Here is a 24164-nt window from a genome sequence, read left to right as displayed (position 1 = left end):
GGCGGGGCATCGAGCCCCGCCGCATCCGCCGCCTCCGGCGGGCGTATTTTCACGAAAGATGAAGGGCAGGGCGCTCGCGTCACTCGTCTGGGCGGATCAGGCCGAGACCGCGCAGGTAGATGCCGATCCCCGCCTCCAGCAGGTCCTCGGGCGAGAAGGGCGTGTTGGCGCCGGGACGGCCCCGCGCGAACAGCTCCACCACGCCGTGGCTCATCGCCCAGACATGAGCCGAGAACATCGTGGGCGGCGGGCGCTTTTCGGGGGGAATGTGCCGGGAGAGCGCCTCGGCCGCGCGTTCCAGAACCGCGCGCGATTTCGCGGCGGCGGCGGCAAGCTCGGGCGTGGCATTGGCGGAGGTGCCGCTTTCGAACATTGCCTGGTAATGGCCGGGATGCTTGCGCGCGAAGGCGAGGTAGGCGCGGCCCGTCGCCTCGAAGGCGGCGAGCGCCGAGGGCTTCCCGTCGTTGTAGGAGTAATCCATCAGGTCGGCGAAGATCTCGTGGCCCTGCCGGGCGCATTCCGCGATCAGGTCCTCGCGGCCCTCGAAGTGGCGGTAGACGGCGGCCGGGGTGACGCCCGCGTTCTTCGCGGCCTCCGACAGGGTGAATCCCGTCGGCCCCTTCTCCTCGATGAGGCCGAGCGCGGCGTCGACCAGCGCCTGCCTGAGGTTGCCGTGATGGTAGCCGCGCTTGGACATGGCGGTCAGGATCCGGGCGTCGAGTGGTCGGACCACATCTCGGGGCCGCCGCAGATCCGGGGGTCGGGGCGGGCGACGACGGCCTCGTCCTTGCCGTCGTAGGCCGCCGTGGCGAGGATCGCGCGGATCACGGCGAGGCGCGCGCGGCGCTTGTCGTCGGCGCGGATCACCGTCCAGGGCGCATGCGCGGTGTGGCCGATGGCCAGCGTCTCGGCGATGGCGTCGGAATAGGCGTCCCATTTCGCGAGACCGTCGACGTCGATCTGGCTGAGCTTCCATTGCTTGAGCGGGTCGCCTTCGCGATCGAGGAAGCGGCGCAGCTGTTCGGCCCGGCCGATGTTCAGCCAGATCTTCGTCAGGCGGATGCCGTCGTCCACCATCATCTGCTCGAAGTCGGGAAGCTGCCGGAAGAAGCTCGCGCGCTCCGTGGGGGTGCAGAAGCCGAAGACATGCTCGACCACACCGCGGTTGTACCACGAGCGGTCGAAGAGGCGCATCTCGCCCGCGGCGGGAAGGTGGTGGACGTAGCGCTGGAAATACCACTGGCCGGCCTCGCGGCTGGTGGGTTTCTGCAAGGCGACCACGCCCGCCACGCGGGGGTTGAGGTTTTCGTGCACCCGCTTGATCGAGCCGCCCTTGCCGGCGGCGTCGCGCCCCTCGAAGACGACCGCGATGCGCTGGCCGGTGTCGCGCACCCACGCGTGGAACTTGACCAGTTCGACCTGAAGCGCCTGCAGTTGCGCCTTGTAGTCGGCCTTCTTCATGCGTGCGGCGTAGGGATAGCCGTCGGCGAGGACGACGCCGTGGCGCGCGTCCCTGATCGCCTTGCGCACCGAGGCGGGGGCGTCCTTCTCGAAGTAGCGGCTGATCGCCCCGTCGAAGGGCCTCGTGTCGGTGCGATTGGACATGCGGCGTCTTTCGAGAAGATGTTTCAGGCTTTCACATTAGGCGCGCGTCGGGCCGGGCGCAATCGCGGCCCGGTCAGGGCGCCGGGGTCGCGCGCCTCGCGGCCCTGTCGATGGCCGCGTCCGTCGCCTCGGGGGCCGCGTGATGGGGCATGTGGCCGACGCCGGGAAGCACGGTCAGCGCCGCGTTCGGGATCTGCCGGGACAGGGGCTCGGAATGGACATGGAGCGGCACGGTGGTGTCGGCGTCGCCGTGGAGGATCTCGACCGGCACCGCGATCTCGCCGTAGCGCGGCACCTGCGCGCGGATCTCGTCGAGCAGGCCCGCCCGGTGCAGCGCATTGGCGCGCATCGAGACGCGGCGCAGGGTCAGGCCTGCGCCGATCCGTGCATCGTAGCCCTGCGGCGGCGCCTGCGGCAGGAAGACGGCGTCGATCTGCTGGCTGACGACGCGGTCCGGCACCCAGGCGGTGATCAGCGGGATCACGAGCTTCTGCCCGAGAGGGTGCGACAGCACGCTGTAGTAGGTGCCGAGGCCGGTGTCCCAGGTGTTGGAGGCCGCGGCCGACAGGACGAGGGCAGACAGCGCGTCGGGGCGGTTCACCGCCCATGCGAGCGCGACCGAGCCGCCGTAGGAATGGCCGAACACGATGGGCCTGTGGGCGCCGAGTTCGGAGGCGGCGCGTGCCAGAAGGTCGGCCTGCTGCGCGATGGAGGCGCCGTTCGCGTCGATCCGGTCCGTGTAGCCGAGGCCCGGCCGATCGAAGGCGATGACCCTGTAGCGATCCTTGAGGCGGCCGACCATGTCGAATGTGAAATCCCGCAGGTTGCCGCTCGCCCCGTGGATCAGCACGAGGTCGGGACCTTCGCCGTCGACGACGTAATGGACGCGCTGCCCGTCGATGGTGAGGAAATCGCCCGAGGGCGGCCACTCGGCCTCGGCCAGACGCTCGTGGCGGGAGGCCTTCCATGCCGTGGCTCCCGCGGCCAGCGCCGCGGCGAGGGCGATCAGGACGAGGAGCTTCACGGCGAAACCCTGAGGTCCGTGCTTTTGCGGCCGATATCCTCGATGTCGTAGGGCGTGGTCAGGTAGACCTCCGAGACCCAGTTGCCGTACAGCAGGTGGGCGTGGCTGCGCCAGCGGTTCGGCGGCTTGCGGGCGGGATCGTCGCCGGGAAAGTAGTTGACCGGCATCCGCACCGCGGCGCCCTCGACCTGCGCCGTCTCGAGGTCGCGGCGGTATTCCTCGTTCAGGGTGCCGCTGTCGTATTCGAGATGGTTGAAGATGTAGAGCGCGCGGTGGGCAGGGTCCTCGACGAGGGCGGGGCCGACCTCGTCGGAATGCAGCAGGATCGGCAGGCCCGCGGCCTCGATCTCGTCGCGGCGCATCTCGGTCCAGCGGCTTACGGGCATTACGAAATCGTCGGAAAACCCCCTGAGATAAGGGCTTTCTGGGGCGAGGTTCATGTGCCGGAAACAGCCGAAGAGCTTTTCGTTCAGGAGGTGCTTCGACACGCCGTGGAAGTGGTGGATCATCGCCATGCCGCCCCAGCAGACGCCAAAGGTCGAATGCACGCTGGTCTGCGTCCAGTCGAAAACGCGGCACAGCTCGTCCCAGTAGGTGACGTCCTCGAAGGGAAGATGCTCGATCGGGGCGCCGGTAATCACGAGGCCGTCGAACTTCTCGCCGCTGGCCTCGACCTCGCGGAAGGGCCGGTAAAAGGCCTCCATGTGGTCGGAGGACGTGTTGCGCGTCTCGTGGTCGCTCATCCGGATCAGCGACAACTCGACCTGCAGCGGCGTCGCGCCGATCAGGCGGGCGAACTGCGTCTCGGTCTGGATCTTCTTGGGCATCAGGTTCAGAAGCCCGATGCGCAGGGGGCGGATGTCCTGCCGGTCGCCGGCGGTCCGGCCCATGACCATCACGCCCTCGTCGCGGAGGACCTTGAAGGCGGGCAGGCTTGAGGGGAGGCGGATGGGCATCGGCGCGGGATTTCCTTGACGTGAAGCTGGTGAACTAGGCCGTCGCCGCGCGCCTGCCAAGGGCTGCAGCCACCAGCGCGACGGCGTCGGCCTCGTCGCGGACGCTTTCGACCTCGGCGGCGGTGACGCTGACGCCCCAGTTGCGCGCCATCGCGGCGTAGAGCGGCGCACGATGCGCGAGCGCGCGGGAATAGGCGAAACGCACGAAGTCGTCGGGGTCGACCGCGTCGGGCTTCAGGTCGCGCTCCTCCAGATAGGAATGCCACAGCGGCAGCAGGAAGTCGGGATTGTAGTACATGGGCTTGGGCGCCGCCCGGAAGCGCCGGATCAGCTCTGCGGCGTGGTCCTCGGTCCCCTCGATCCAGACCATCAGCGTGTGATCGGACAGCGTGCGCAGGACCTCGTCGGCGGGGTCCTGCGGATCGACCACCTCGCAGATCGAACCGCCGGTGTCGCACACGACATTCGGATAGCCGTAGAGGTCGCGCGCCCGCGCGATGAAGCTCGGCGCATCGAGAAGCGCGTTGATCTCGGCCCTGCGGTGCAGGTTCTGCCGGCGCATGTATTCCTCGAAGGGCAGGCCGCCCTTGGCGGGATCGCCAGGCTTGCCGAGGAAGGTCGAGAGGGGTGCGAGGTTTCCGAAGGTGATGTTCGAGCCGATGTAGATCGAATCCGACCGCAGCAGATCGGCGAGGAACGGCACCTTCATCGCCTGCCGCTTGAGGTTGTCGGTGATGTGCTCGCCCATGTAGGCGGTGCCGATGCGGTAATCGACCGAGTAGTGGAACCAGTCGCCCTGGTCGCGCATGATCGAGGCGAGCCGCGTCTTGCCCAGGCCGGACATGCCGAAGACCGACACCCGCTTCTCGGGGGCGGAAAGCCAGGCGTCGGGACTGTCGTAGAGAAGGGGCATGGGCTGGGGTCCGGGTCGGGGGGTTTGGGGTGTCATAGCGCAGGGCCGCGCGCGGCAAAAGGCCGTCTCAGTCCGTGACGGGCCGGGGACGCTCCGCCTTCCGCAGGAAACCGGCCAGCGCCTCGAGCGCGGCGCGGATCGGCGGGTCGTGGCGGGCGTCCTGGTGGCAGACCAGCCACTCCTCGGAGCGCAGGTCCGTGATGGGCGCGGACACGCGAAGGAGACCCTGTTCCGCGTCGCCCGCGAAGACCGGCAGGACGATCCGTCCCGCACCCGCCCGCGCAAGCTCCAGCATCAGGCGCGGATCGTTGGCCGTCGTCACGATGCCGCTTTCGTGGGTGTCGCGCACCCATCTGGCAGAGCGCGTCGCCGCGGCGTCGTCCGAGGCGCCGATCCATCCCTCGATATCGGGGCGCGCGGCATAGGCGGCGTAGTCCACGATGCCGGTCTGGCGACCGGCGAGCCAGACATGCTCCGGCCTGCGGTTGCGGATGCCGATGTCGATCTCGCGCCGGGCGATGTCCATGTCGCGGTTGGACTGGACGAATTCGGGCACGAAGGGCGCATCGGGCCGCCAGTATTCCGAGAGGTGCCGCGCAAGGTGACGCGCGGTCCAGGTTCCGGCGGAGATGCGCACCCTCACCGGGCCGCCGCGCGCGTCGCGCCATTCTGCGATGGCCGCCGCCGCGCGCTCCATCGCGCCCGCATGCTCCAGAAGCGCGCGCCCGTCAGCCGTCAGCGCGTAGCCCTGCGCGCCGTGCAGGAACAGACGCCGCGCAAAATGCGCCTCCAGCGCCTTCATGCGGCGCGACAGCGTGGCAGGGCTCGACCCCGCGCGCCCGGCCGCAGCCGTCAGCGTCCCCGACCGCGCCACGGCGGCAAAGAGAACGAGGTCGTTCCACGAGAGGTCGCTTTTCATTTCTGCAAACCCGGTTGCGATCTTCGCTGTCGCGCGGCCTGGCGCAAAGGCCCATGTTTCCGATGGATCTTAACCACAGGATGCAAGAAATGCGAGACAATCCAAGCCACACCCCGTTCCCGCAACCCTCGAGCGCCTATGAGCAGGAACAGCGCCGATTTGCAAAAATGGTGGAGGAGGAGCGTATTCGGCGACGGGCCGAGCGCTGGCGCGCTCTCCGCCGGAGCTTCACCTGGGGGTGAGGACCGTCACGCCGATGTTGCCCGCCCGCGCGAGATCGGGGTCGAGCGTCATGGGAACGTATTCGCCGCGCCGCCACAACTCGCCGAGGTCGTCGTAGTGCCGGCTGAGCGGGTGGCCGGACTGGCCCGTGGCGGTCACGAAGACCGAGCTTTCGGGGTCGGCGAAGTCATAGACGCCCCGGTAGCCGGCCGAATGGGTGTTGGCGTAGGGCTCGGGGCCGTTGCCGGGCGTCGACCCGCGCTGGAGCGTGAAGTCCCCGCCCGAGGTCGCCTGCCGTATGTTGACCAACCACGAGAAGATGGCCGTGTCGCCCAGCACCTGGTGGTCGTGATGCGCTTCGTGCGCGGCGCCCCAGCGCCAGCTTTCGACATCCTCGCCGTAGCGGTCGACCAGCTCCTGCAGGGCGTCGTCCAGCGCGATGCGGGCGATGTCGGTGCAGGCTTCCTCGGCGGTCGAGCGCGCCACGTCGCACCAGTCGGACGCGCCGTTCACGTCGCGGAACACGCGTTCGATGAAGACCGGCTCGACCTTCCAGAACTCGTCCGCGAGGGGCCCCAGCTCGTCACGGATCAGCCGCTGCTGCAGGGCGCGCATCCAGGCCGCGAAGATCAGCGGTTCGGGAAGATGTTCGTTCATCTCGCCGTTCCAGTCGGCCAGAAGCTCCAACGCGCGCTGACGGCGGCGGTCGGGGGTGCCCTCGGGTGCGGCCTCGGCGATGAACCACAGGTCGCGCGCCACCAGCGGCAGGATGTTGCGCGCGGCCGCCGACACCGTGTCGAGCTGCGCCTCGATCAGGCTGTCGCGTGTGTGCACCTGCCTGTCCCGCATCAGCCGCGTCAGCCGCGTGATGCGCTGCGTGTCGCCCCAGTCGAAACTGAGGTGAAGCGGGAAGTCGCGGTCCACGATCTTGTTGTTGGTGTTGCCCAGAAGCCCGCCCTCCGGGTCCACGAAGCGGGGATTGGCCGAGTATTGCAGCATCCCGAGCCAGCGATTGTCGGCCTCCCAGCCGGGCGCGGGCATCCGGGCCTGGGTCTGGTGCCGGTTCGATCGCCACGGCATCCGGCCCAGCACCTGCATGGCGATCTGCCCGTCCGCGTCGGCCAGCATCAGCGTCTGCGAGGGCGCGACGAAATCCTCGCCGGCGGCCAGCGCCTCGTCGATGCTGCGCGAGCGCATCAGCTTCAGGCCCGACTGGATCGTCGTGTTCTCGTCGGTGAGCGCGGTCCACGCCATGCTCATGACGTGTCCGGGCGGGGTGACGGTGCCGAAACCGTAATGCACGCCGGGGATCACGGGCCCGTTCTCGGTGCGCCTGAGTGTTATCGTGACGGGGGCCTCGCCATCCACCGCGATGATCTCGCGGGTCGTCTCGAACTCGGCCCAGCCGTCGGGCGTGCGATACTGCTCGGGGTTCTCGGGGTTCAACTCTTCGACATAAAGGTCGATGTCGTCGAGATAGGACGACGTGATCCCCCACGCGAGACGGTCCGAGCGTCCCGACAGGACCAGCGGCATTCCCGGGATCGTGCCGCCGATTACGGCGCCGCTCGCCAGTTCGAGACGGGCGAGATACCAGATCGTCGGCGCGGTGAGTTGAAGGTGCGGATCGTTGGCGAGGATCGCGCCCCCGGCAGCCGAGCGTTCGGCGGAGGCCGCGAAGACGTTCGAGGCACCGCCGCGCCCGCGGCCCTGCACGTTGGGATGCAGCGGATGGCGTGGCGCGGACGAGGCCTCGGCGAAGCGGGGCAGGGGCCCGTCGAAGAGGCTTGCGTATTCCGCGAGGTCGGCCGCGCCCGTGCCCGGCGCGTCGGGAAGGATGTCTGCGAGCCGCGCGGGGTTGCCCAGCGCCAGCGATGTGCGCGCGCGCAGCACCTCGACCTCGTGATGCGTGGCGAGCTGGAGCGCCATCATCATGACGACCGCGACCGAATCCGCCGGACGCCAGGGCGCGATCTCGGGTTCGAACAGCAGGAGTTCCGGCGCGCCCCGTCCCAGCGCCTCCTCGCCCACGAGGCGGATCCACTGGTTCACCCCGGCCGAATACGCCTCGAGCATCGCGACCGTCTCGGGGTCGAGCGCGTCGACGGAGGCGCGCGAATGGCCGTCCACGTCGAGCCGCCGCAGGAGGTCGTCGATCTCCAGCGTCGCGCGGCCGAACAGCTCCGAAAGACGGCCCTGCGCGGTGCGCCTGAGCATGAGCATCTGCCACAGCCGGTCCTGCGCATGGACGAAGCCGAGGCCATAGAAGACGTCGGCGTCTGTCTCGCCGAAGATGTGCGGGACGGCGGCGGTGTTGCGCACGATCTCGACCGGGGCCGAGATACCTCCCACGGTCCAGTCCGACTCGTAGTCGGGAATCGATCGCGATGCGACCCAGCCGGAAACGGCCAGCGCCGCGACGCTGAGCGCCACGGCGACAGTCACCAATCGCAGGAGCCAGCGCAGGACGACGGACATGAGACCTCGGTGAGGGACGACGGTTCGGGTCTAACCCCGCTGCGGCGAAATGCAAGCCGGGCGCGAAGGTCCGCCGCGCCTGTTGACCCTAGGGAAGGATGCGGGTGTAGCGCGTGCCTTCCAGCGTCGCGCCGACGATCAGGCCCGCCTGCCCGTAGATCACCGCGATCACGGGGTCCAGAAGGACGGTGGTGTCCACCCCCAGCGTCGCGCCGTTCTCGTTGACGGCGTAGCGCACGTTCGCCCCGGCCGACCAGCCTTGCGAGTTGCGGAAGTTGCGCAGCGCGTCCTCGGTCATGAAGAACAGCGTGTGGGCGTATTGCTGCGCGCCGATCTGAAGGCCGAAGCTGCCCGCGAGCGCCGAGTAGTAGTCCACGGTGGCGCCGTTGATCCTGAGCGCACCGCGCCCGTAGGCCGCGCCGAAGCCGAAGCCCGCCTCCGTCACCAGCGGCATCACCAGCATCCCCGCCGCGTCCTCGGCCAGCTGGGCCGTGCCCGGCACCTCCTGGATCATGAAGCCGATGGCGGCGTCCACACGGTCGTCGATCCGCGCCGCGGCGCCGGAATTCAACCCGTTGCCACATGCCGCCAGCAGGGGAACGGTGCCCCCGGCCACGATGAAATTGCGCCGTGAAATCCTGTTCATGGGCTGCCTGCCTTCCTGTTTGCGTCCCGCCTCGGTGCCATTCGGCCGCGATCGTTCCGCGCCGCGTGCCGTTGGCCGCGATCATAGGCGCTGGCGGGGGCTCTGTCATCCGTCAATGCCACAATCCCTGCGGTTTCCCGCCGACCCGACCGCTACACGTTGGGGACGTCTCAGCCGGCGAGGATACGCGCGACGCGCGGCGCGAAGTAGGTGAGCACCCCGTCGCACCCTGCGCGGCGGAAGCACATCAGGCTTTCCAGCATCACCTTCTCGCCGTCGATCCAGCCATTGGCGGCCGCGGCCTCGATCATCGCGTATTCGCCCGAGACCTGGTAGGCGTAGGTCGGGGCGCCGAAGGCCGCCTTCACGCGCGTCACCATGTCGAGATAGGGCTGGCCCGGCTTGACCATGACCATGTCCGCGCCCTCGCTCAGGTCGCGCTCGACGCAGCGCAGCGCCTCGCGGGCGTTGGCGGGGTCGATCTGGTAGGTCTTCTTGTCGCCCTTCAGCGCGCCGCTCGCGCCGACCGCGTCGCGGAACGGGCCGTAATAGGCCGAGGCGAACTTGGCCGCGTAGGACATGATGGCGACGTTCGTGTGCCCATCGGCCTCCAGCGCGGACCGGATCGCGCCGATCCGCCCATCCATCATGTCGGAAGGGCCGAGGATGTCCGCGCCCGCGCGGGCCTGCGCCAGCGCCATCTTCACCAGCGCCTCCACCGTATCGTCGTTGACGATCACGCCGTCGCGCACGATGCCGTCATGGCCGTTGGCGTTGTAGGGATCGAGCGCGATGTCGGTCATCACGGCGAGGTCGGGAACCGCGTCCTTGATGGCGCGGATCGCCCGGTTCGACAGGTTGTCTGGGTTCCACGCCTCCTCGCAGGCCTCGGTCTTGAGCGCGGCGTCGGTATAGGGAAAGAGACAGATCGCCGGGATGCCGAGGCCATGCGCCTCGCGCGCGGCCTCCACGATCCGGTCCACCGACCGGCGCACCACGCCGGGCATCGAGGCCACGGGTTCCTCGACGCCCTCGCCGTCGCGCACGAAGACCGGCCAGATCAGGTCGTTGACCGACAGCTCCGTCTCGCGGACGAGGTTGCGCAGGCTGGCGGTGGCGCGGGTGCGGCGGAAGCGCGTGGCGGGGAAGGGGGCCTGGTTGGCTGTCATCGTCGGGACTTTCAGGTGATCATGGTCTTGAGGGAAGGCGTCGCATGGGCGTCCCGTGACCGCAATACGGCAATCCGTCCGGGCGGGACTTTCGCCTCTGGCGTCTGCCGGATCACACCCCTATGGTTCCGGCCGTCAACCAAGAAGCCTGCCTGAGGGGACGGCACCCGCAGTGGATTTCCTCGACCTCGTGACCGAAGTGATCGACCTCAGGTCGTTCTCCAACCTGTGGTACTGGATCGTTCTGGCGATGCTGTGGTCCACCATGTCCCACTGGACGATCGGCGTGCCCTATCACATCGTGGCCCGCGCGCGGCGCGGCGACGAGCGCGCGCGGCGCGACATGCAGGCGCTGGCCGAGATCAACGGCGAGCGGATCCTCACCGTCACCGACCAGTCCGCGCCCGTGCTCGTGGCGCTCGCCACCTTCCTGGCCACCGGGCTCGCGGTGACCGGCTGGCTTTACCGGGTGGAGTTCTGCCAGGCTCTGTTCCTGCTGATCTTTCCCGCCATGCTCGTGGGCGCGCTGACCGTGCTGACGGCGCGCAAGCTGCGGGCGACGGGCTATGCCGACGTCGCGCACCGACTGCGGGTGCACCGCGTCTTCGTGCAGATGCTGGGCGTCCTCTTCATCTTCGTGACGGCCTTCTGGGGCATGTACACCAACGTGACGGTCGGCCCCCTCGGCTGAGGGTCTCGGCGTGAGCATGGCGGCCGCATGGGGCAGAGCGGACTTGACACCCGGCGGGCGGAGCGTAGGTGAGGCGCGCGATGGCAGACACATCCCGAAAACAAAGCCCCAACCCCGCACACGTCCTTGCCGGCGGGGCGCCCGAGGGCTTCGACGCCACGCTCGTGCTGGGCGAGGTCGCGCGCGGGGCGGGGCCTGTCCTGCATGTCGCGCGCGACGACAAGCGCGCGGAGGCGATGGCCACGGCGCTTGCCTTCTTCGACCCCTCCATCCCGGTCCTGCGCTTTCCCGGCTGGGACTGCCTGCCCTATGACCGCGTCTCGCCCAACCCCGAGATCTCGGCCGCGCGCATGGCGACGCTGGCCGCGCTCGCCCGCGGCATCGAGGGGCGCTTCGTCGTCCTGACGACGCTGAACGCGGCGACGCAGTTCATCCCGGCGCGCGGCCTGATGGCCGCGTCCACCTTCACCGCCGAGGTCGGCGGGCGCATCGACGAGGGGGCGCTGCGCGCGTTCCTCGTGCGGATGGGCTTCGTGCAGACACCCACCGTGACCGAACCCGGCGACTATGCCGTGCGCGGCGGGATCATCGACCTCTGGCCGCCGGGCGAGGAGACGCCGGTGCGCCTCGATCTCTTCGGCGACGTGCTGGACGGCGCCCGGCGCTTCGACCCGATGAGCCAGCGCACGACCGAGGCCCTGCAGCGGGTCGAGCTTGCGCCGGTCTCGGAGGTCATCCTCGACGAGGCCGCGATCACGCGCTTCCGCCAGAACTACCGCGTCGAGTTCGGCGCGGCGGGCACCGACGACCCTCTCTACGAGGCGATCAGCGCGGGCCGCAAGCCGCAGGGGGCCGAGCACTGGCTGCCGTTCTTCCACGAGCGGCTCGAGACGATCTTCGACTACCTGCCCGGAGCGACGGTCACGCTGGACGACCAGTCCGAGCCCCAGCGCATCGCCCGCTGGGAGGCGATCGCCGACCAGTACGACACGCGCAGGACCGCGCTCACGCAGAAGGGGCGGCTCGACACGGTCTACAAGCCCGTGCCGCCTGGCGAGCTCTACCTCGACGAGGCCGCGTGGGACGCGGCCGTGACGGACCGGCGCGTGGTGCGGTTCTCGCCGCTGGCGCAGGCGCCGGGGCCCGGCGTGATCGACGCGGGCGGCCGCGCGGGCCGCGACTTCGCGCCGGAACGACAAAGCGAGAAGCTGAACCTTTTCGGGGCCTTGGCCGATCACGTTCGCGCGCTTCGCGGGGAGCGCGCCGTGGTCATCGCCTCATGGTCCGAGGGCGCGCGCGAGCGCCTTCAGGGGCTTCTGGAGGATCAGGGCCTTACGGACACCAAGCTGATCGAACACGCGGGCGACATCGCGGGCGGCGGCTTCGACGGCACGCCCGCGACGGCGCGCCATCCGCTGCCCCTGCACCTCGCCGTCTGGCCGCTGGAGCAGGGCTTCACAGGCCGCGGGCTGGCCGTCATCTCCGAGCAGGACGTCCTTGGCGACAGGCTGGTGCGCCCGCGCAGGAAGACGAAGCGCGCGGAGAACTACCTGACCGAGGCGCAGTCGCTGTCGCCGGGCGATCTTGTCGTGCATGTGGACCACGGGGTCGGGCGCTACACCGGGCTCGAGACGATCACGGCGATGGGCGCGCCGCACGAGTGTCTCGCGCTGGAATACGCGGGCGGCGACCGGCTCTATCTGCCGGTCGAGAACGTCGAGCTGCTCAGCCGCTATGGCCACGAGGAGGGTCTTCTGGACCGTCTCGGCGGCGGGGCGTGGCAGGCCAAGAAGGCGAAGCTGAAGGAGCGCATCCGGAAGATCGCCGACAAGCTGATCCGCATCGCCGCCGAGCGCGAGCTGCGTTCGGCCCCGATCCTCGAGCCGCCCGGCGACATGTGGGACGCCTTCTGCGCCCGCTTCCCCTACGAGGAGACGGACGACCAGCTTGCGGCCATCGCCGACGTTCTGGAGGATCTCGAACGCGGACGCCCGATGGACAGGCTGGTGGTGGGCGACGTGGGCTTCGGAAAGACCGAGGTGGCCATGCGCGCGGCCTTCGTGGCCGCCGCGCAGGGCCTGCAGGTCGCCGTCATCGCGCCGACGACCCTGCTTGCGCGCCAGCACGCCAAGACCTTCGCGGACCGGTTCCGGGGCTTTCCCGTCAACGTGCGCCAACTGTCGCGCTTCGTCGGGCAGAAGGAGGCCACCGAAACGCGCAAGGGCCTGGCCGACGGGTCGGTGGACATCGTGATCGGCACGCATGCGCTGCTGGCCAAGGGCGTCCGTTTCAAGAACCTCGGGCTTCTGGTCATCGACGAGGAACAGCGGTTCGGCGTGTCCCACAAGGAGCGCCTGAAGGAGATGCGCTCGGACGTGCATGTCCTGACTCTGTCTGCCACGCCGATCCCGCGCACGCTGCAGATGTCGCTGTCGGGGGTGCGCGACCTAAGCATGATCGGCACGCCGCCCGTCGACCGGCTCGCGATCCGCACCTACGTCTCGGAATTCGACGCGGTCACGATCCGCGAGGCACTGCTGCGCGAGCATTATCGCGGCGGGCAGTCCTTCTACGTCGTCCCGAGGATCGAGGACCTGCCCGCGATCCAGGACTTCCTGCGCGAACAGGTGCCCGAGATCACCTTCGTCACGGCGCATGGACAGCTGGCGGCGGGCGAGCTGGACGACCGAATGGTGGCCTTCTACGACGGCAAGTACGACGTTCTTCTGGCCACGACCATCGTGGAGTCGGGCATCGACATCCCGACCGCGAACACCATGATCATCCACCGCGCGGACATGTACGGGCTCGCGCAGCTCTACCAGATCCGGGGGCGCGTGGGCCGCGCCAAGACGCGCGCCTACGCCTACCTGACGACCAAGCCCCGCGCCAAGCTGACGCCCGCCGCCGAAAAGCGCCTGCGCGTGCTGGGCAGCCTCGACAGCCTCGGCGCGGGCTTCACCATCGCAAGCCAGGATCTCGACATCCGCGGGGCCGGCAACATCGTGGGCGAGGAGCAGTCGGGCCACGTCCGCGAGGTGGGCTTCGAGCTTTACCAGTCGATGCTGGAAGAGGCGATCGCCTCGATCCGTTCGGGCGAGGCCGAGGGGCTGCCCGGCGACGACGGGCAATGGTCGCCGCAGATCAATCTCGGCGTGCCGGTCCTGATCCCGGAGGAGTATGTCCCCGACCTCGACGTCCGCCTCGGTCTCTATCGCCGCCTCAGTCAGCTCGAGACCAAGGTCGACCTCGAAGGCTTCGCGGCCGAGCTGATCGACCGTTTCGGCACCCTTCCGCGCGAAGTGAACACGCTGCTTCTGGTCGTGCGCATCAAGGCCATGTGCAAGCGCGCCCATATCGCCAAGCTCGACGCGGGCCCGAAGGGCGCGACGCTGCAGTTCCACAACGACAAGTTCCCCAACCCCGCCGGCCTCGTGGAGTTCGTGCAGGAGCAGAAGGGCCTGGCCAAGGTCAAGGACAACAAGATCGTCGTGCGCCGCGACTGGTCGAGCGAGGCCGACAAGATCAAGGGGGCCTTCGCCATCGCGCGGGACCTGGCGCAACACGCCGCAGTGCAGAAACAGAAGGCGGGATTGGCCGGCTGAGCGTTTTGCGGTATGGCGCAGGCAAGGCAACGTGGGACAGATCGACATGGACAGATCCACCGCAGGCGCGGGCCACCGGACCGTTGCACCCCGCGCGGAGCCTCCCCGGCGAATGCCCAGATGGGGCTGGTACGCGTTTCTCTTCTTCTCTTTCCTTTCGGCCGCGTCGGCCTTCAAGTTCGTGCCGCCTGGCCTGATCCACGGCTTCTTCCCCGCGCTCGGCGAGGGCGTGCCGGGGGCGTGGATGGCCTTCGTGGACGAGGGCGTGCGCCGGGGCGCGGACCATGTCGCGCATCATCTGGCGAACGTCGGCGACACGCTGGCCGTGCACATGTTCTTCGGCGGTCTCGCCGTCCTCCTGATCCCGCTGCAGGTCAGCCGGATGTGGCGGCGGGGCGACAGGCGCAAGCATCGCCTCATGGGCTGGGCGCTGGTGCCCGTCATCACGATCGCGGCCCTCACGACGCCGCCGATCGCGTTCAACATGGACTACCCGATGTGGTCCGAGGTGGGCTTCGCGCTTGGCTCGGTCGCGTGGTTCGGCGCGCTCGTCATGGGCATCTACTGGATCGTGAAGGGCGACCGTGAACGCCATCGCCGCTGGATGGTGATGATGGCCGCCCTGTGCTTCGGCGCCATCAGCTTCCGCCTGCAACTGCCGCTGCTGCGGCTGTTCTTCGATCAGGACGTGGTGTTTCCCTACATCGGCTGGACCTGCTGGGTGCCCAACGTCCTTGTCGTCATGTGGTGGTGGCAGCGTGACGTCGCGCGCGCGGGCCGCGGCGGTCGTGGCGGTCCGGGGCTTGCCGCAGCGCCCGCCCCGGTGACGCCGGCCGAATAGGCCCTCAGTCGTCCACCGCCTCGCGCGGCATCCGCATCATGACGAGGCCCGCAAGGCTCAGCGCGATGCCCACGCCCAGCACGACGGGCGCAGCCGTTCCGTCGTAGAACTGGCCGATGAGCGCGCCGCCAAGCGCGCCGCCGACCGTCGCCAGCGCCCCCATCAGCGATGCGGCCGTGCCCGCGATGTGCCCGAGCGGCTCGAGCGCCAGCGCGTTCAGGTTGCCGATGGTGAAGGCGGCGGTGGCAAAGACCGTCACCGACCAAAGGAAAAAGACGGCGAAACCGTCGCCGGGGGCCGCGAAGACCCACAGGAACGCCGCCGTCGCGAAGGCCGCCGAAGCCGACAGCCAGAGCGCGCGCCGGATCATCGGGCGCATCCCCAGGCGCATGACAAGCGTCCCGTTGATCGGGGCCGCGGGTGCGGCCAGCAGCGCGATCAGCGCGAACCAAAGCGGAAAGCTGTCGGACCGGCCGAAGGTGATGTCGAAGATCTGCTGGATCGAGCTGAGCGAACCGAAGAGCGCGGTGAAGATCAGCGTCTGCGCCACGATGGAAAACTGCATCTGCCGGTGCGCCAGCGCCTCGCGGAAGTCGCCCAGAATCCGCGTCGCCTGCAGCGGGCGGCGCGCCTCGGGGGGCAGCGTCTCGGGCTGGCGCAGCGTCAGCCAGCCGACCGAGACGATGGAGAACAGGATGAAGGCGACGAAGATCGCGCGCCATCCGAACCCGGCGATGACGGCCGCTCCGATCAGGGGCGCGACGGCGGGAAACAGCGTGAAGATCAGCATCGCGTAGGAGACGATCTGCGCCATTTGCCGCCCCGAATAGAGGTCGCGCACCATGGCGAGCGCGACGACCCGCGGCCCGGCCGCCCCCAGCCCCTGGATCAGCCGCGCCGCCAGCAGAAGCTCCAGCGTCGGCGCCACCAGCGCAAGGCCCGCCCCGACCAGATAAAGCGCGGCCCCCATCAGGATCACCGTCTTTCGCCCCAGCGCGTCCGAGATCGGCCCCACGAACAGCGTGCCCAGCCCCATGCCCAGAATGAAGCTCGTCAGGATCAGCTGCGCGAGCGTCACGTCCTGCGGCGTCAGCGCCTCCGCGATCTCGGGCAGGGCGGGCAGCATCGCGTCGATCGAGAAGGCGACCGTGGCGAAGATCGTGCCCATCAGCGCGATGAACTCGGCCTTGGACAGCCGCCGGATCCGCGGCGGGGCCGCGATGTCGGGGCGCGCGCTCATTGGAGGGGGCCAGCGGCCGGACCCGGCGCGGCCTCCTGGGCCTCCTTCAGCTCGTCGATCACCTGCAGCCACAATTCGGGCGGCTGCGCGCCCGTCACGACATGCTGGCGCGCCACGACGAAGCATGGCACGCCCGTCACGCCCCGCGCGCGGCTGTTGGCGTCGCGGGCGCGGATGTCGGCCGTGTCGGCGTCACCGGCCAGCAGCGTCGCGACCATGGCGCCGTCCATGCCCACGCTCTCGGCGATGTCCCGCAGCGTCGCGTGGTCGCCGATGTCGCGCCCGTCGACGAAATACGCCCGGAAAAGCGCGATCGCCGCGGGCGTCTGCCGGCCCTCGATCCCGGCCCAGTGGATCAGCCTGTGCGCGTCGATGGTCGACGGCGTCCGCGCGATCCGGTCGAGGTTCAGCGTCAGGCCTGCCGCCTCTGCGTGATCGACGACCGGCTGGTAGGCCCTTACCGCCCCTTCGCGCCCGCCGAACTTCAGCTCGAGATACTCGCGGCGGTCCATCCCGCCCTCGGGCATGTCGGGGTTCAGCTGGAAGGGATGCCACTCGATCGCGAAAGGGTGGTCGGGGCGGGCCTCCATCGCGCGGGCGAGGTTCGTCCAGCCGATGTAGCACCAGGGGCAGATCGGATCCGAAATGATGTCGAGCGGGATCATGGCATGGCCTCTCTCACGATCTCGGCCAGCGCGCGCCGGTCGAGTTTTCCGTTCGGGGATCGGGGCAGGGCGGCAAGCCGCAGGTAGGCCCTCGGCTGCTTGTAGCGCGCAAGCGCCCGCGCGGCCAGTGCGCCAAGCCTGTCTTCCGTGGCGTCGCCCGCGAAGGCGAGCGCGATGATCGTGGTGTCGGATTTCGGACTGACGGCGAGGGCCGCGCAATCCTCGACTCCGGGCGCGCCGTGGAACGCCGCCTCGATCTCCACCGGCGAGACGCGGAAGCCGCCCGCCGTGATGAGGTCGTCGCGCCGCCCGTGGTAGACGAAGGCGCCGTCCGCCCGCCGCGCCACGCGGTCCCCAGTCTCGAACCAGTCGCCGTTCAGCGGCAGCTCCAGCGCCCCGCCCTCCGACCAGTAGCCCAGCATCAGGCCCGGATCGGAGCGGTGGACGCCCAGCGTCCCGACCTCGCCAGTCCCCGCGTCACGGCCACGCGCGTCCAGAACGGCAAGCCTGCGTCCGGCCTGCGCATGGCCCAGCGTGCCCTCGGGCGCGGGCCGCGAGGGCGAGCCCGACAGGAACGTCGAGCACTCCGACATGCCGAGCGCCTCGTGCAGGTCCGTTCCCGTCGCCGCCCGCCAGCGCGCCCTCAGCGCCTCGGGCAGCTTCTCGCCCGCCGAAAGCCCATGGCGCAGGCGTGGCAGGTCGAGGGGCGCATCACCGGCCAGCAGCTTGCGGAAGACGCCGGGCGCCGCGGCGAGGATGGTCGCGTCATGCCGCCGCAGAAGCAGGGGCAGGGTGGCGGGTTCCGTCCCCGGCGCGGGGATCAGCGCCGTCGCGCCAACCGACCACGGATCTAGAAGGCCCGTGCCCAGCGTGAAGGTCCAGTTGAACGCCCCCGCGTGCAGCAGCCTGTCGTCGGGCGTCAGGCCGTACCAGCCCTCATGCATCATGCGCCGCGCAAGGATCGCGCGATGCGCGTGCGCCACGGCCTTGGGCGCCCCCGACGAGCCTGAGGTGAACACGAGGTAGGCCAGCCGGTCCGCCGGTCCGGTGACGAAATTGGCGGGGGCGTGCTCCATCATCACACGCAGATCGCCCAGCACCGGCGCGCCGCCCTCAGGCAGGGCGATGCCCGGCGCCGCGAGGGTCGCCGCGGGCGCGACGAGGCGTGACAGGCGCGTGACCTCATCGCTCGTCAGGCCGGCCGCCGAGGGCACAGGGACCACGCCCGCCCCGATCGCGCCGAGGAAGGCCACGGGAAACTCGACCGTGTTGCCCAGCCTCAGAAGCAGCCTGTCGCCGGGCCCGAGCCCCGCGGCCGCAAGCGCGCCCGCCATGCCGCGCACCGCGCGGTCGAGGCGCGCGTAGCTCCAGCGCTCGGCGCGTGCTGGCCCCACGACGGCAAGCGCCACCTTGTCGGGACAGCGCGCGCCCGCGGCCAGCACGTGCTCGGCGAGGTTGAAGACATCAAGGCGGGGCGCGTCCATGACCACCGCCCTATGCCGCAGGCGCGCGCGTTGCAAGTCGGGCACCGCACCGCTAAATCGCCCGCCATGACCGAGGAACCGAGCCTCATCCGCCTTGCGCGCGCCAGCGGCGACGTGGACGCGCCGCCGCAACCCGTGGATCTTGCCGAACGCGTCCGCGCGCTTCGCAAGGAACGCGGCTGGACGCTGGAACAGGCCGCGCGGGCCGCGGGCCTCGCGCGCTCGACGCTCTCCAAGATCGAGAACGGGCAGATGTCGCCCACCTACGACGCCCTGAAGAAACTCGCGCAGGGCCTCGCGATCTCGGTACCGCAGCTGTTCACGCCGCCGTCCGAGCCGCAGGTCAACGGACGCATGGCGGTCACGCGGGCAGGCGAGGGGCAGGCGCATCCGACCGCCACCTACGAGCACGACCTGCTTGCCGACACGCTGACCCGCAAGTCGATGCTGCCCTACCGCGCCCGCATCCGCGCCCGCGCCTTCGAGGAATTCGACGGATGGGTGCGCCACGACGGAGAGGAATTCCTCTACGTCCTCACGGGGCGCGTCCGGCTTTTCACGGAATACTACGCGCCCGTGGACCTCGCCCGTGGCGACAGCGCCTATTACGACGCAGCCATGGGCCACAACGTGATCTCGGTCTCCGAGGACGACGCGACGATCCTCTGGGTCACGTCGCTCGCCTGACCGCGAAGGCCCCGTCGGTCCGGCTCTGGCGCTTTCGCGACGGTGCCCGCGACGACTTCGGCCGCGCAAGGACACTCGCCACATGAGCGCCGGGGGCGGGCTCGCCGTCGGCGCCCCGGCCCCGAACCCAGGCATCGTGCCGGATGCGCGCCCAGACCTCCCGCACGGTTCATGCCAAGGACGGCGCAACCGCGACCGGGCCCGCCGGTCACGCGCCTTGAGGCCTGCCCTCAGCTTTCGCGCCTGCCGATCGGCGTCTCGGGAATGCTGTCGTCGCCGAAGCGCCGGTCGTCCGACAGCGGATCCTCGCCCTCCGGGACATAGCCGCCCGCGTCTTGCGCGGCGGCCGCGTCATGCGCGGGATCGGCATAGGCGTCGGCGGGCAACGGCGTCTCGCGCCAGTCCTCGACCTCGCGCTCGGCCTCCTGCGCGTCGGTGCCGCTTTGCACGAGCGTGGCCACCAGTTCGTCACGCTCGCCGTTCAGCGCGGTCAGACGCTCTTCGCTCAGCTGCGGCCAGCGTGCCTGTACCGACGGGATCAGCGCCGTCCAGTTCTCTCGGATCTCGCTCCATTGCATCGGTGTCCCCTCCTTCTTTCCGGTCATGGAAGGGGGCAACGGCACACCCCGGCCGCTTGTTCCGGCCTCAGCCGAACATCTCCCTCAGATCGACGCTGCTCCGCTGCCCGATGGCGCCGAGATGCGTGTCGAGGAAGGTCTCCGCCGCTTCGCGTCCCGCCGCGCGCAGCTGGTGCAGGACCTGCGGGACGGCAACGATCTTGGTGGCCACCGAAAGCTGCCGCATCAGCTTGTCGTCCGAGATCATGTGCACCCGCACCCGCTTCATCGCGCCCTCGGGCATCGTCCCCGCCTCCAGCAGCCGCTGCACGAAGTCGATGGCGCGCAGCTCGCGCAGGAGCGAGGTATTGAAGCTGATCTCGTTGATCCGGTTCTGGATCGCGCGCGCCGAGGTCGGCACATCTTCGCGGTGCAGCGGGTTGATGTTCACCACCAGCACGTCGCCAGGCAGGTCCGGTGCGTAAAGCGGAAAGAGGGCAGGGTTCCCGGTATAGCCGCCGTCCCAGTAGGCCTCGGTCCGGCCGGTGCCGGGGTCGTGGATCTCCACCGCACGGAACAGCGTCGGAAGGCAGGCCGAGGCCATGATCGACGCGGGCGCGATCTCGTCCCCGGTGAAGATGCGGATCTTGCCGGTGCGCACGTTCGTCGCGCAGATGAAGAAGGCCGGCCCCGCATCGCCGCAGACCGCGTCGTAGCGGAACCGCTCCACGATCCGCTCCAGCGGGTTGGCGTAGAACGGGCCCGACGCGTAGGGGCTGATCATTCGCGCAAGTCCGTCGCCAAGGGCGAAGGGCAGCGAGGCCTCGATCACGGCGCTCATGGCCGAGGGCGCCACCGCCTCCAGCCAGGGCGCAAGCCGCAGGTCCGTGATCGCGCCCACCTGCTGCCAGAGCCACTCGAGGTTCTCGCGCGCGGCCTCCCGCGAACCCGCCGCGAGGCCCGCCTTCAGCGCAGCCCCGTTCAGCGCGCCCGCCGACGTGCCGGTGATCGCCGCGATCTCGATCTCCCTGGCCTCCAGAAGCCGGTCGAGCACGCCCCAGGTGAAGGCGCCATGCGCCCCGCCGCCCTGAAGCGCGAGGTTGATCCGCTTTCGCTCAGCCATCGCGGCCAGGCCCCTCCTTCATCCTTGCCGAAAAACTCCGGGGGAGCGCGCGGCGCGCGCGCGGGGGCAGAGCCCCCTGCGGCCCCCCCGCGTCCGGGCGCACCGCCATTCGGCTGCGCCGCGCCCTCAAAGCGCGGTCCAGCCGCCGTCCACGCTGATCGTCGTGCCGGTGATCTGGGCGGCCGCGTCCGAACACAGGAAGGCCGCCGTGCCGCCCATCTGCTCGACCGTGGCGAAGTCCTTCGAGGGCTGGCGCGCCAGCATCACCTCGCGCACGACCGTGTCGCGGTCCATGTCGTGCGCCTTCATCTGGTCGGGGATCTGCGCCTCCACGAGCGGCGTCAGGACGTAGCCGGGGCAGATCGCGTTGGCGGTGATCGGTTCTTCCGCGGTCTCAAGGGCCGTGGTCTTGGTCAGGCCCACGAGGCCGTGCTTGGCGGCGATGTAGGCCGACTTGTAGGGCGAGGCGGTCAGGCCGTGGGCGGAGGCGATGTTGATCACGCGGCCCCATCCGGCGGCGCGCATCATCGGAAGCGCCGCGGCGGTCGTGTGGAAGGCCGAGCTGAGGTTGATGGCGATGATCGCGTCCCATTTCTCGACCGGGAAGCGGTCGATCGCCTCGACGTGCTGGATGCCGGCATTGTTCACCAGGATGTCGCAGGCGCCCGCCTGCTCGATCAGCATCCGGCACTCCGCGCCCTTCGACATGTCGGCACGGATGTAGCGCGCCTCGACGCCGGCCTCTTCGGCGATCTCGCGCGCGAGGGCGTGATCCTCGTCGCGGTCCGTGAACGAGTTCAGCACGACGTTCGCACCGGCCCGCGCCAGTTCGCGTGCAATCCCCAGGCCGATGCCCGAATTGGACCCCGTGACGATCGCGGTCTTGCCCGACAGGTCGGTTGTGATGGCCATGATTGACGTTCCTCGTTCTGGCTGGTCTCCCGCCCAAGCCTAATGCTGCGCCTGCAAAAGGAACAGGGGCAATGCCGCGCAAGCGACGCATGCGCTCGGGCGTCGGCGGGAATTTCGCACACCGGGCGGGGGTATGAGGATCGCGGCCATCAGGCCGAGCAGGAACCCGTGCCCAGGATCGCGGCCGCCTTGTCCCGTCCAAGGTCGAAGCCGATCGCGGTCGCCGCGAAGCCTGCGCCTGACAGTCGTGCGGGCCTCATGATGCCTTTTCGGTCCATCCGGGACGACAACGCGGGAGCGGCGGCAGGGGGTCTGGACGGCCTCGGTCGAACGCGCCGCATCGGTGGCGGCAGCGCAAAAAAAAACGCCGGCACGAGGCCGGCGTTAAGTTATTGAGGCAGGTTTCATACAGGCAAGAAACCTATCGAGCAGTGCCCCCTTTATAAGCAATGACTTGCCGCCTGTCCAACCGAAAAGTTGCATTGCCCTCGTTTGCCCGGATAGCGTCCGCGAAATGGCAGAACCTGGGCTCGAGAGGATTGTTCGCAGATGCCGACGGATTGTTTCATGGCTTTCGCCCAGTGCCGCAACGGGTTACGCCGCGCGCTGACCGCGGCCGCGATCGGCGCTGCGGCATGGTTTCCGGCACAAGTGATGGCGCAAGCCGCGCACGGAATCGCCATGTATGGTGATCCCGCGCTTCCACCCGATTACGAGCATCTGCCTTACGTCAATCCCGACGCGCCGACCGGCGGACGTATCGTGACGGGCGAGGTCGGATCCTTCGACAGCCTCAATCCGCACATCCGGCGCGGCTCGGTTCCGTGGCAGTTGCGTTTCCTCGCCTACGAATCGCTGATGGGCCGGTCCTGGGGCGAGCCCTTCACGCTCTACGGCCTTCTCGCCGAATCGCTCGAGGTCGATCCGGACCACATGTGGGTGGAGTTCACGCTCCGCCCCGAAGCACGGTTTTCGGACGGAAGCCCGGTCACGGTCGAGGACGTGATCTGGTCCTACGAGACCCTCGGCACCGAGGGGCACCCGCGCTACCTGAACGCCTGGACACAGGTCGCCTCGATCGGGGCCACGGGCGAACGTTCGGTGCGCATCACCTTCACCGAACCCGACCGCGAACTTGCGCTGATCATGGGCCTGCGGCCGATCCTGAAGGCCGCGCAATGGGAGGGCGTCGATTTCGCGGAAAGCGGCCTCGACGTGGTTCCGATCGCGACGGGGCCCTACGTCGTCGACGACTTCGAGGCGGGACGCTTCGTCTCGCTTCGCCGCGATCCCGACTACTGGGGCGCGGACCTGCCGTTCCGCCGCGGCACGAACAACATCGACGAGATCCGGATGGAGTTCTTCGCCGACGGAACCGCGATGTTCGAGGCCTTCACGAGCGGGATCATCACGACGATCCGGGAAACCAACGCCGCCGACTGGGCGACGCGCTACGACTTTCCCCGTGCCCGCGCGGGCGAGGTGGTCCTGTCGGAGATCCCGCACCAGCGGCCCTCGGGGATCACGGGCCTCGTGATGAACACCCGCGCCGACGCCTTCGCGGATTGGCGCGTGCGCGAGGCGATGATCCAGGCCTTCAACTTCGAGTTCGTCAACCAGACGCTGAACGGCGGCACGGAGCCCCGGATCACGTCCTACTTCTCCAACTCGCCGCTGGGGATGCGCGAAGGCCCCGCCGAGGGGCGGGTGGCGGAGTTTCTCGCGCCCTTCGCGGACGATCTTCTGCCCGGCGCGCTGGAGGGCTACGCGCTTCCCGTCTCCGACGGCTCCGAGCGCAACCGCGCGGGCATCGCCGAGGCGCTGAGGCTGATGGAGGAGGCCGGCTACACGGTCGAGGAGGGCGTCATGACCCGTCCCGACGGCACGCCATTCACCTTCGAGATCCTGCTGCAGAACGGATCCTCCGAGAACGAGGCCATCGTGAGCATCTATGTCGAGGCGCTGGAGCGCATCGGCATCCGCCCCGCGGTCACGAGCGTGGATTCCGCGCAGTATCGCGAGCGGACGGACGCCTTCGACTTCGACATGACCACCTATTCCCGCGGCCTGTCGCTGTCGCCCGGCAACGAGCAGCGGCTCTACTGGGGATGCGACATGGCCGACACGCCCGGCTCGCGCAATCTCATGGGGGCCTGCAACCCGGCGATCGAGGCGATGATCGACCGGATGCTGACCTCCGACAGCCAGGACGACTACCTCGCCGCCGTGCGCGCCCTCGACCGCGCGCTCATCTCCGGGCGCTACGTCGTGCCGTTCTGGTACAACCCCATCGCGCGCATCGCCCATAACGCCGAGCTTCGCTATCCCGACACGATCCCGATCTACGGCGACTGGATCGGCTGGCAGCCAGACGTGTGGTGGGTGGAGTAGGGCGTCCGGCCGGGCCCGCCCGCCGGGCACGCCGCC

General features: G+C 69.4%; 20 protein-coding genes. 5 read left to right on the top strand and 15 right to left on the bottom strand.

Annotated elements, in window-relative coordinates:
- Positions 1–79: 79 nt before the first annotated feature.
- The 9 genes from P6F26_RS10410 to hemB all read right to left on the bottom strand — a co-directional run bounded on the left by P6F26_RS10410 (position 80) and on the right by hemB (position 9932).
- Positions 80–697 (bottom strand): TetR/AcrR family transcriptional regulator, encoded by a 618-nt coding sequence (locus P6F26_RS10410; RefSeq protein WP_278028616.1) that lies wholly within the window; start codon positions 695–697, stop codon positions 80–82.
- 5 nt (positions 698–702) lie between these two features.
- Positions 703–1605 (bottom strand): polyphosphate kinase 2, encoded by a 903-nt coding sequence (gene ppk2 / locus P6F26_RS10405; RefSeq protein ID WP_278028615.1) that lies wholly within the window; start codon positions 1603–1605, stop codon positions 703–705.
- A 73-nt stretch (positions 1606–1678) separates the two neighbouring features.
- On the bottom strand, positions 1679–2629 hold the full coding sequence (locus P6F26_RS10400; protein WP_278028614.1) for an alpha/beta fold hydrolase: 951 nt from the start codon (positions 2627–2629) through the stop codon (positions 1679–1681).
- Positions 2626–3585: a homoserine O-succinyltransferase gene (locus P6F26_RS10395; protein ID WP_278028613.1), complete on the bottom strand. Its 960-nt coding sequence runs from the start codon at positions 3583–3585 to the stop codon at positions 2626–2628. Before P6F26_RS10395 ends, P6F26_RS10400 begins: the two co-directional genes overlap by 4 nt.
- Positions 3586–3619: 34 nt before the next feature.
- On the bottom strand, positions 3620–4498 hold the full coding sequence (locus tag P6F26_RS10390) for an ATPase (protein ID WP_278028612.1): 879 nt from the start codon (positions 4496–4498) through the stop codon (positions 3620–3622).
- A gap of 67 nt (positions 4499–4565) precedes the next feature.
- A complete protein-coding gene (locus tag P6F26_RS10385; protein WP_278028611.1) occupies positions 4566–5417 on the bottom strand; it encodes a LysR family transcriptional regulator in 852 nt (283 codons plus the stop codon).
- 228 nt (positions 5418–5645) lie between these two features.
- Positions 5646–8117: a penicillin acylase family protein gene (locus P6F26_RS10380; protein WP_278028610.1), complete on the bottom strand. Its 2472-nt coding sequence runs from the start codon at positions 8115–8117 to the stop codon at positions 5646–5648.
- An 88-nt stretch (positions 8118–8205) separates the two neighbouring features.
- Complete coding sequence (locus P6F26_RS10375; protein WP_278028609.1) at positions 8206–8763, bottom strand: lipid-binding SYLF domain-containing protein; 558 nt, start codon at positions 8761–8763, stop codon at positions 8206–8208.
- 170 nt (positions 8764–8933) lie between these two features.
- Positions 8934–9932, bottom strand: coding sequence for a porphobilinogen synthase (gene hemB, locus P6F26_RS10370; protein ID WP_278028608.1), 999 nt, complete (start codon positions 9930–9932; stop codon positions 8934–8936).
- A 172-nt stretch (positions 9933–10104) separates the two neighbouring features.
- Between hemB and P6F26_RS10365 the strand changes: the two genes are divergently transcribed.
- From P6F26_RS10365 to P6F26_RS10355, 3 genes are all read left to right on the top strand, one after another.
- The gene (locus tag P6F26_RS10365; RefSeq protein WP_278028607.1) at positions 10105–10623 is read left to right on the top strand and encodes a component of SufBCD complex; all 519 of its coding nucleotides are present in this window, start codon (positions 10105–10107) and stop codon (positions 10621–10623) included.
- A gap of 80 nt (positions 10624–10703) precedes the next feature.
- Positions 10704–14228 (top strand): transcription-repair coupling factor, encoded by a 3525-nt coding sequence (gene mfd, locus P6F26_RS10360; RefSeq protein ID WP_278028606.1) that lies wholly within the window; start codon positions 10704–10706, stop codon positions 14226–14228.
- A 112-nt stretch (positions 14229–14340) separates the two neighbouring features.
- Positions 14341–15069, top strand: a complete 729-nt coding sequence (locus tag P6F26_RS10355; RefSeq protein ID WP_278028605.1) for a DUF2306 domain-containing protein — start codon at positions 14341–14343, stop codon at positions 15067–15069.
- A gap of 4 nt (positions 15070–15073) precedes the next feature.
- Here P6F26_RS10355 and P6F26_RS10350 read toward each other — a convergent pair whose 3' ends face one another.
- Genes P6F26_RS10350 through P6F26_RS10340 form a run of 3 tightly spaced genes read right to left on the bottom strand, consistent with a single transcriptional unit; the run spans position 15074 to position 18458 of the window.
- On the bottom strand, positions 15074–16309 hold the full coding sequence (locus tag P6F26_RS10350) for a multidrug effflux MFS transporter (RefSeq protein WP_278028604.1): 1236 nt from the start codon (positions 16307–16309) through the stop codon (positions 15074–15076).
- Positions 16306–16974, bottom strand: coding sequence for a DsbA family oxidoreductase (locus P6F26_RS10345; RefSeq protein WP_278028603.1), 669 nt, complete (start codon positions 16972–16974; stop codon positions 16306–16308). Before P6F26_RS10345 ends, P6F26_RS10350 begins: the two co-directional genes overlap by 4 nt.
- Positions 16971–18458, bottom strand: coding sequence for a class I adenylate-forming enzyme family protein (locus tag P6F26_RS10340; RefSeq protein ID WP_278028602.1), 1488 nt, complete (start codon positions 18456–18458; stop codon positions 16971–16973). Before P6F26_RS10340 ends, P6F26_RS10345 begins: the two co-directional genes overlap by 4 nt.
- A gap of 66 nt (positions 18459–18524) precedes the next feature.
- Here P6F26_RS10340 and P6F26_RS10335 point away from each other — a divergent pair, with 66 nt between their 5' ends.
- The gene (locus P6F26_RS10335; RefSeq protein WP_278028601.1) at positions 18525–19145 is read left to right on the top strand and encodes a helix-turn-helix domain-containing protein; all 621 of its coding nucleotides are present in this window, start codon (positions 18525–18527) and stop codon (positions 19143–19145) included.
- Between the two features lie 230 nt (positions 19146–19375).
- On the opposite strand, the gene P6F26_RS10330 is transcribed toward P6F26_RS10335, so the two are convergent.
- From P6F26_RS10330 to P6F26_RS10320, 3 genes are all read right to left on the bottom strand, one after another.
- Complete coding sequence (locus P6F26_RS10330) at positions 19376–19723, bottom strand: CsbD family protein (protein ID WP_278028600.1); 348 nt, start codon at positions 19721–19723, stop codon at positions 19376–19378.
- Positions 19724–19790: 67 nt separating this feature from the next.
- Positions 19791–20825 carry a patatin-like phospholipase family protein gene (locus tag P6F26_RS10325; RefSeq protein ID WP_278028599.1) on the bottom strand — a complete coding sequence of 345 codons (1035 nt, stop codon included), beginning with the start codon at positions 20823–20825 and terminating at the stop codon, positions 19791–19793.
- Between the two features lie 126 nt (positions 20826–20951).
- Complete coding sequence (locus P6F26_RS10320; RefSeq protein WP_278028598.1) at positions 20952–21737, bottom strand: 3-hydroxybutyrate dehydrogenase; 786 nt, start codon at positions 21735–21737, stop codon at positions 20952–20954.
- A gap of 567 nt (positions 21738–22304) precedes the next feature.
- Between P6F26_RS10320 and P6F26_RS10315 the strand changes: the two genes are divergently transcribed.
- A complete protein-coding gene (locus tag P6F26_RS10315) occupies positions 22305–24128 on the top strand; it encodes an extracellular solute-binding protein (RefSeq protein ID WP_430736739.1) in 1824 nt (607 codons plus the stop codon).
- Positions 24129–24164 lie beyond the last annotated feature (36 nt).

It is taken from the genome of Roseicyclus salinarum (genome assembly GCF_029624655.1).
GTDB classification, from domain to species: Bacteria; Pseudomonadota; Alphaproteobacteria; order Rhodobacterales; family Rhodobacteraceae; genus Roseibacterium; species Roseibacterium salinarum.
This window is presented reverse-complemented; position numbering and strand designations above follow the sequence as displayed.

What these genes read in the sequence shown, in the direction of transcription:
- P6F26_RS10340 (WP_278028602.1), bottom strand. Translation starts at nt 18,458, where the DNA reads ATGGACGCGCCCCGCCTTGATGTCTTCAACCTCGCCGAGCACGTGCTG.
- P6F26_RS10385 (WP_278028611.1), bottom strand. Translation starts at nt 5,417, where the DNA reads ATGAAAAGCGACCTCTCGTGGAACGACCTCGTTCTCTTTGCCGCCGTG.
- P6F26_RS10345 (WP_278028603.1), bottom strand. Translation starts at nt 16,974, where the DNA reads ATGATCCCGCTCGACATCATTTCGGATCCGATCTGCCCCTGGTGCTAC.
- P6F26_RS10380 (WP_278028610.1), bottom strand. Translation starts at nt 8,117, where the DNA reads ATGTCCGTCGTCCTGCGCTGGCTCCTGCGATTGGTGACTGTCGCCGTG.
- P6F26_RS10335 (WP_278028601.1), top strand. Translation starts at nt 18,525, where the DNA reads ATGACCGAGGAACCGAGCCTCATCCGCCTTGCGCGCGCCAGCGGCGAC.
- P6F26_RS10315 (WP_430736739.1), top strand. Translation starts at nt 22,305, where the DNA reads ATGGCTTTCGCCCAGTGCCGCAACGGGTTACGCCGCGCGCTGACCGCG.
- ppk2 (WP_278028615.1), bottom strand. Translation starts at nt 1,605, where the DNA reads ATGTCCAATCGCACCGACACGAGGCCCTTCGACGGGGCGATCAGCCGC.
- P6F26_RS10375 (WP_278028609.1), bottom strand. Translation starts at nt 8,763, where the DNA reads ATGAACAGGATTTCACGGCGCAATTTCATCGTGGCCGGGGGCACCGTT.
- P6F26_RS10330 (WP_278028600.1), bottom strand. Translation starts at nt 19,723, where the DNA reads ATGCAATGGAGCGAGATCCGAGAGAACTGGACGGCGCTGATCCCGTCG.
- P6F26_RS10390 (WP_278028612.1), bottom strand. Translation starts at nt 4,498, where the DNA reads ATGCCCCTTCTCTACGACAGTCCCGACGCCTGGCTTTCCGCCCCCGAG.
- P6F26_RS10350 (WP_278028604.1), bottom strand. Translation starts at nt 16,309, where the DNA reads ATGAGCGCGCGCCCCGACATCGCGGCCCCGCCGCGGATCCGGCGGCTG.
- P6F26_RS10410 (WP_278028616.1), bottom strand. Translation starts at nt 697, where the DNA reads ATGTCCAAGCGCGGCTACCATCACGGCAACCTCAGGCAGGCGCTGGTC.
- hemB (WP_278028608.1), bottom strand. Translation starts at nt 9,932, where the DNA reads ATGACAGCCAACCAGGCCCCCTTCCCCGCCACGCGCTTCCGCCGCACC.
- P6F26_RS10325 (WP_278028599.1), bottom strand. Translation starts at nt 20,825, where the DNA reads ATGGCTGAGCGAAAGCGGATCAACCTCGCGCTTCAGGGCGGCGGGGCG.
- P6F26_RS10320 (WP_278028598.1), bottom strand. Translation starts at nt 21,737, where the DNA reads ATGGCCATCACAACCGACCTGTCGGGCAAGACCGCGATCGTCACGGGG.
- P6F26_RS10355 (WP_278028605.1), top strand. Translation starts at nt 14,341, where the DNA reads ATGCCCAGATGGGGCTGGTACGCGTTTCTCTTCTTCTCTTTCCTTTCG.
- mfd (WP_278028606.1), top strand. Translation starts at nt 10,704, where the DNA reads ATGGCAGACACATCCCGAAAACAAAGCCCCAACCCCGCACACGTCCTT.
- P6F26_RS10395 (WP_278028613.1), bottom strand. Translation starts at nt 3,585, where the DNA reads ATGCCCATCCGCCTCCCCTCAAGCCTGCCCGCCTTCAAGGTCCTCCGC.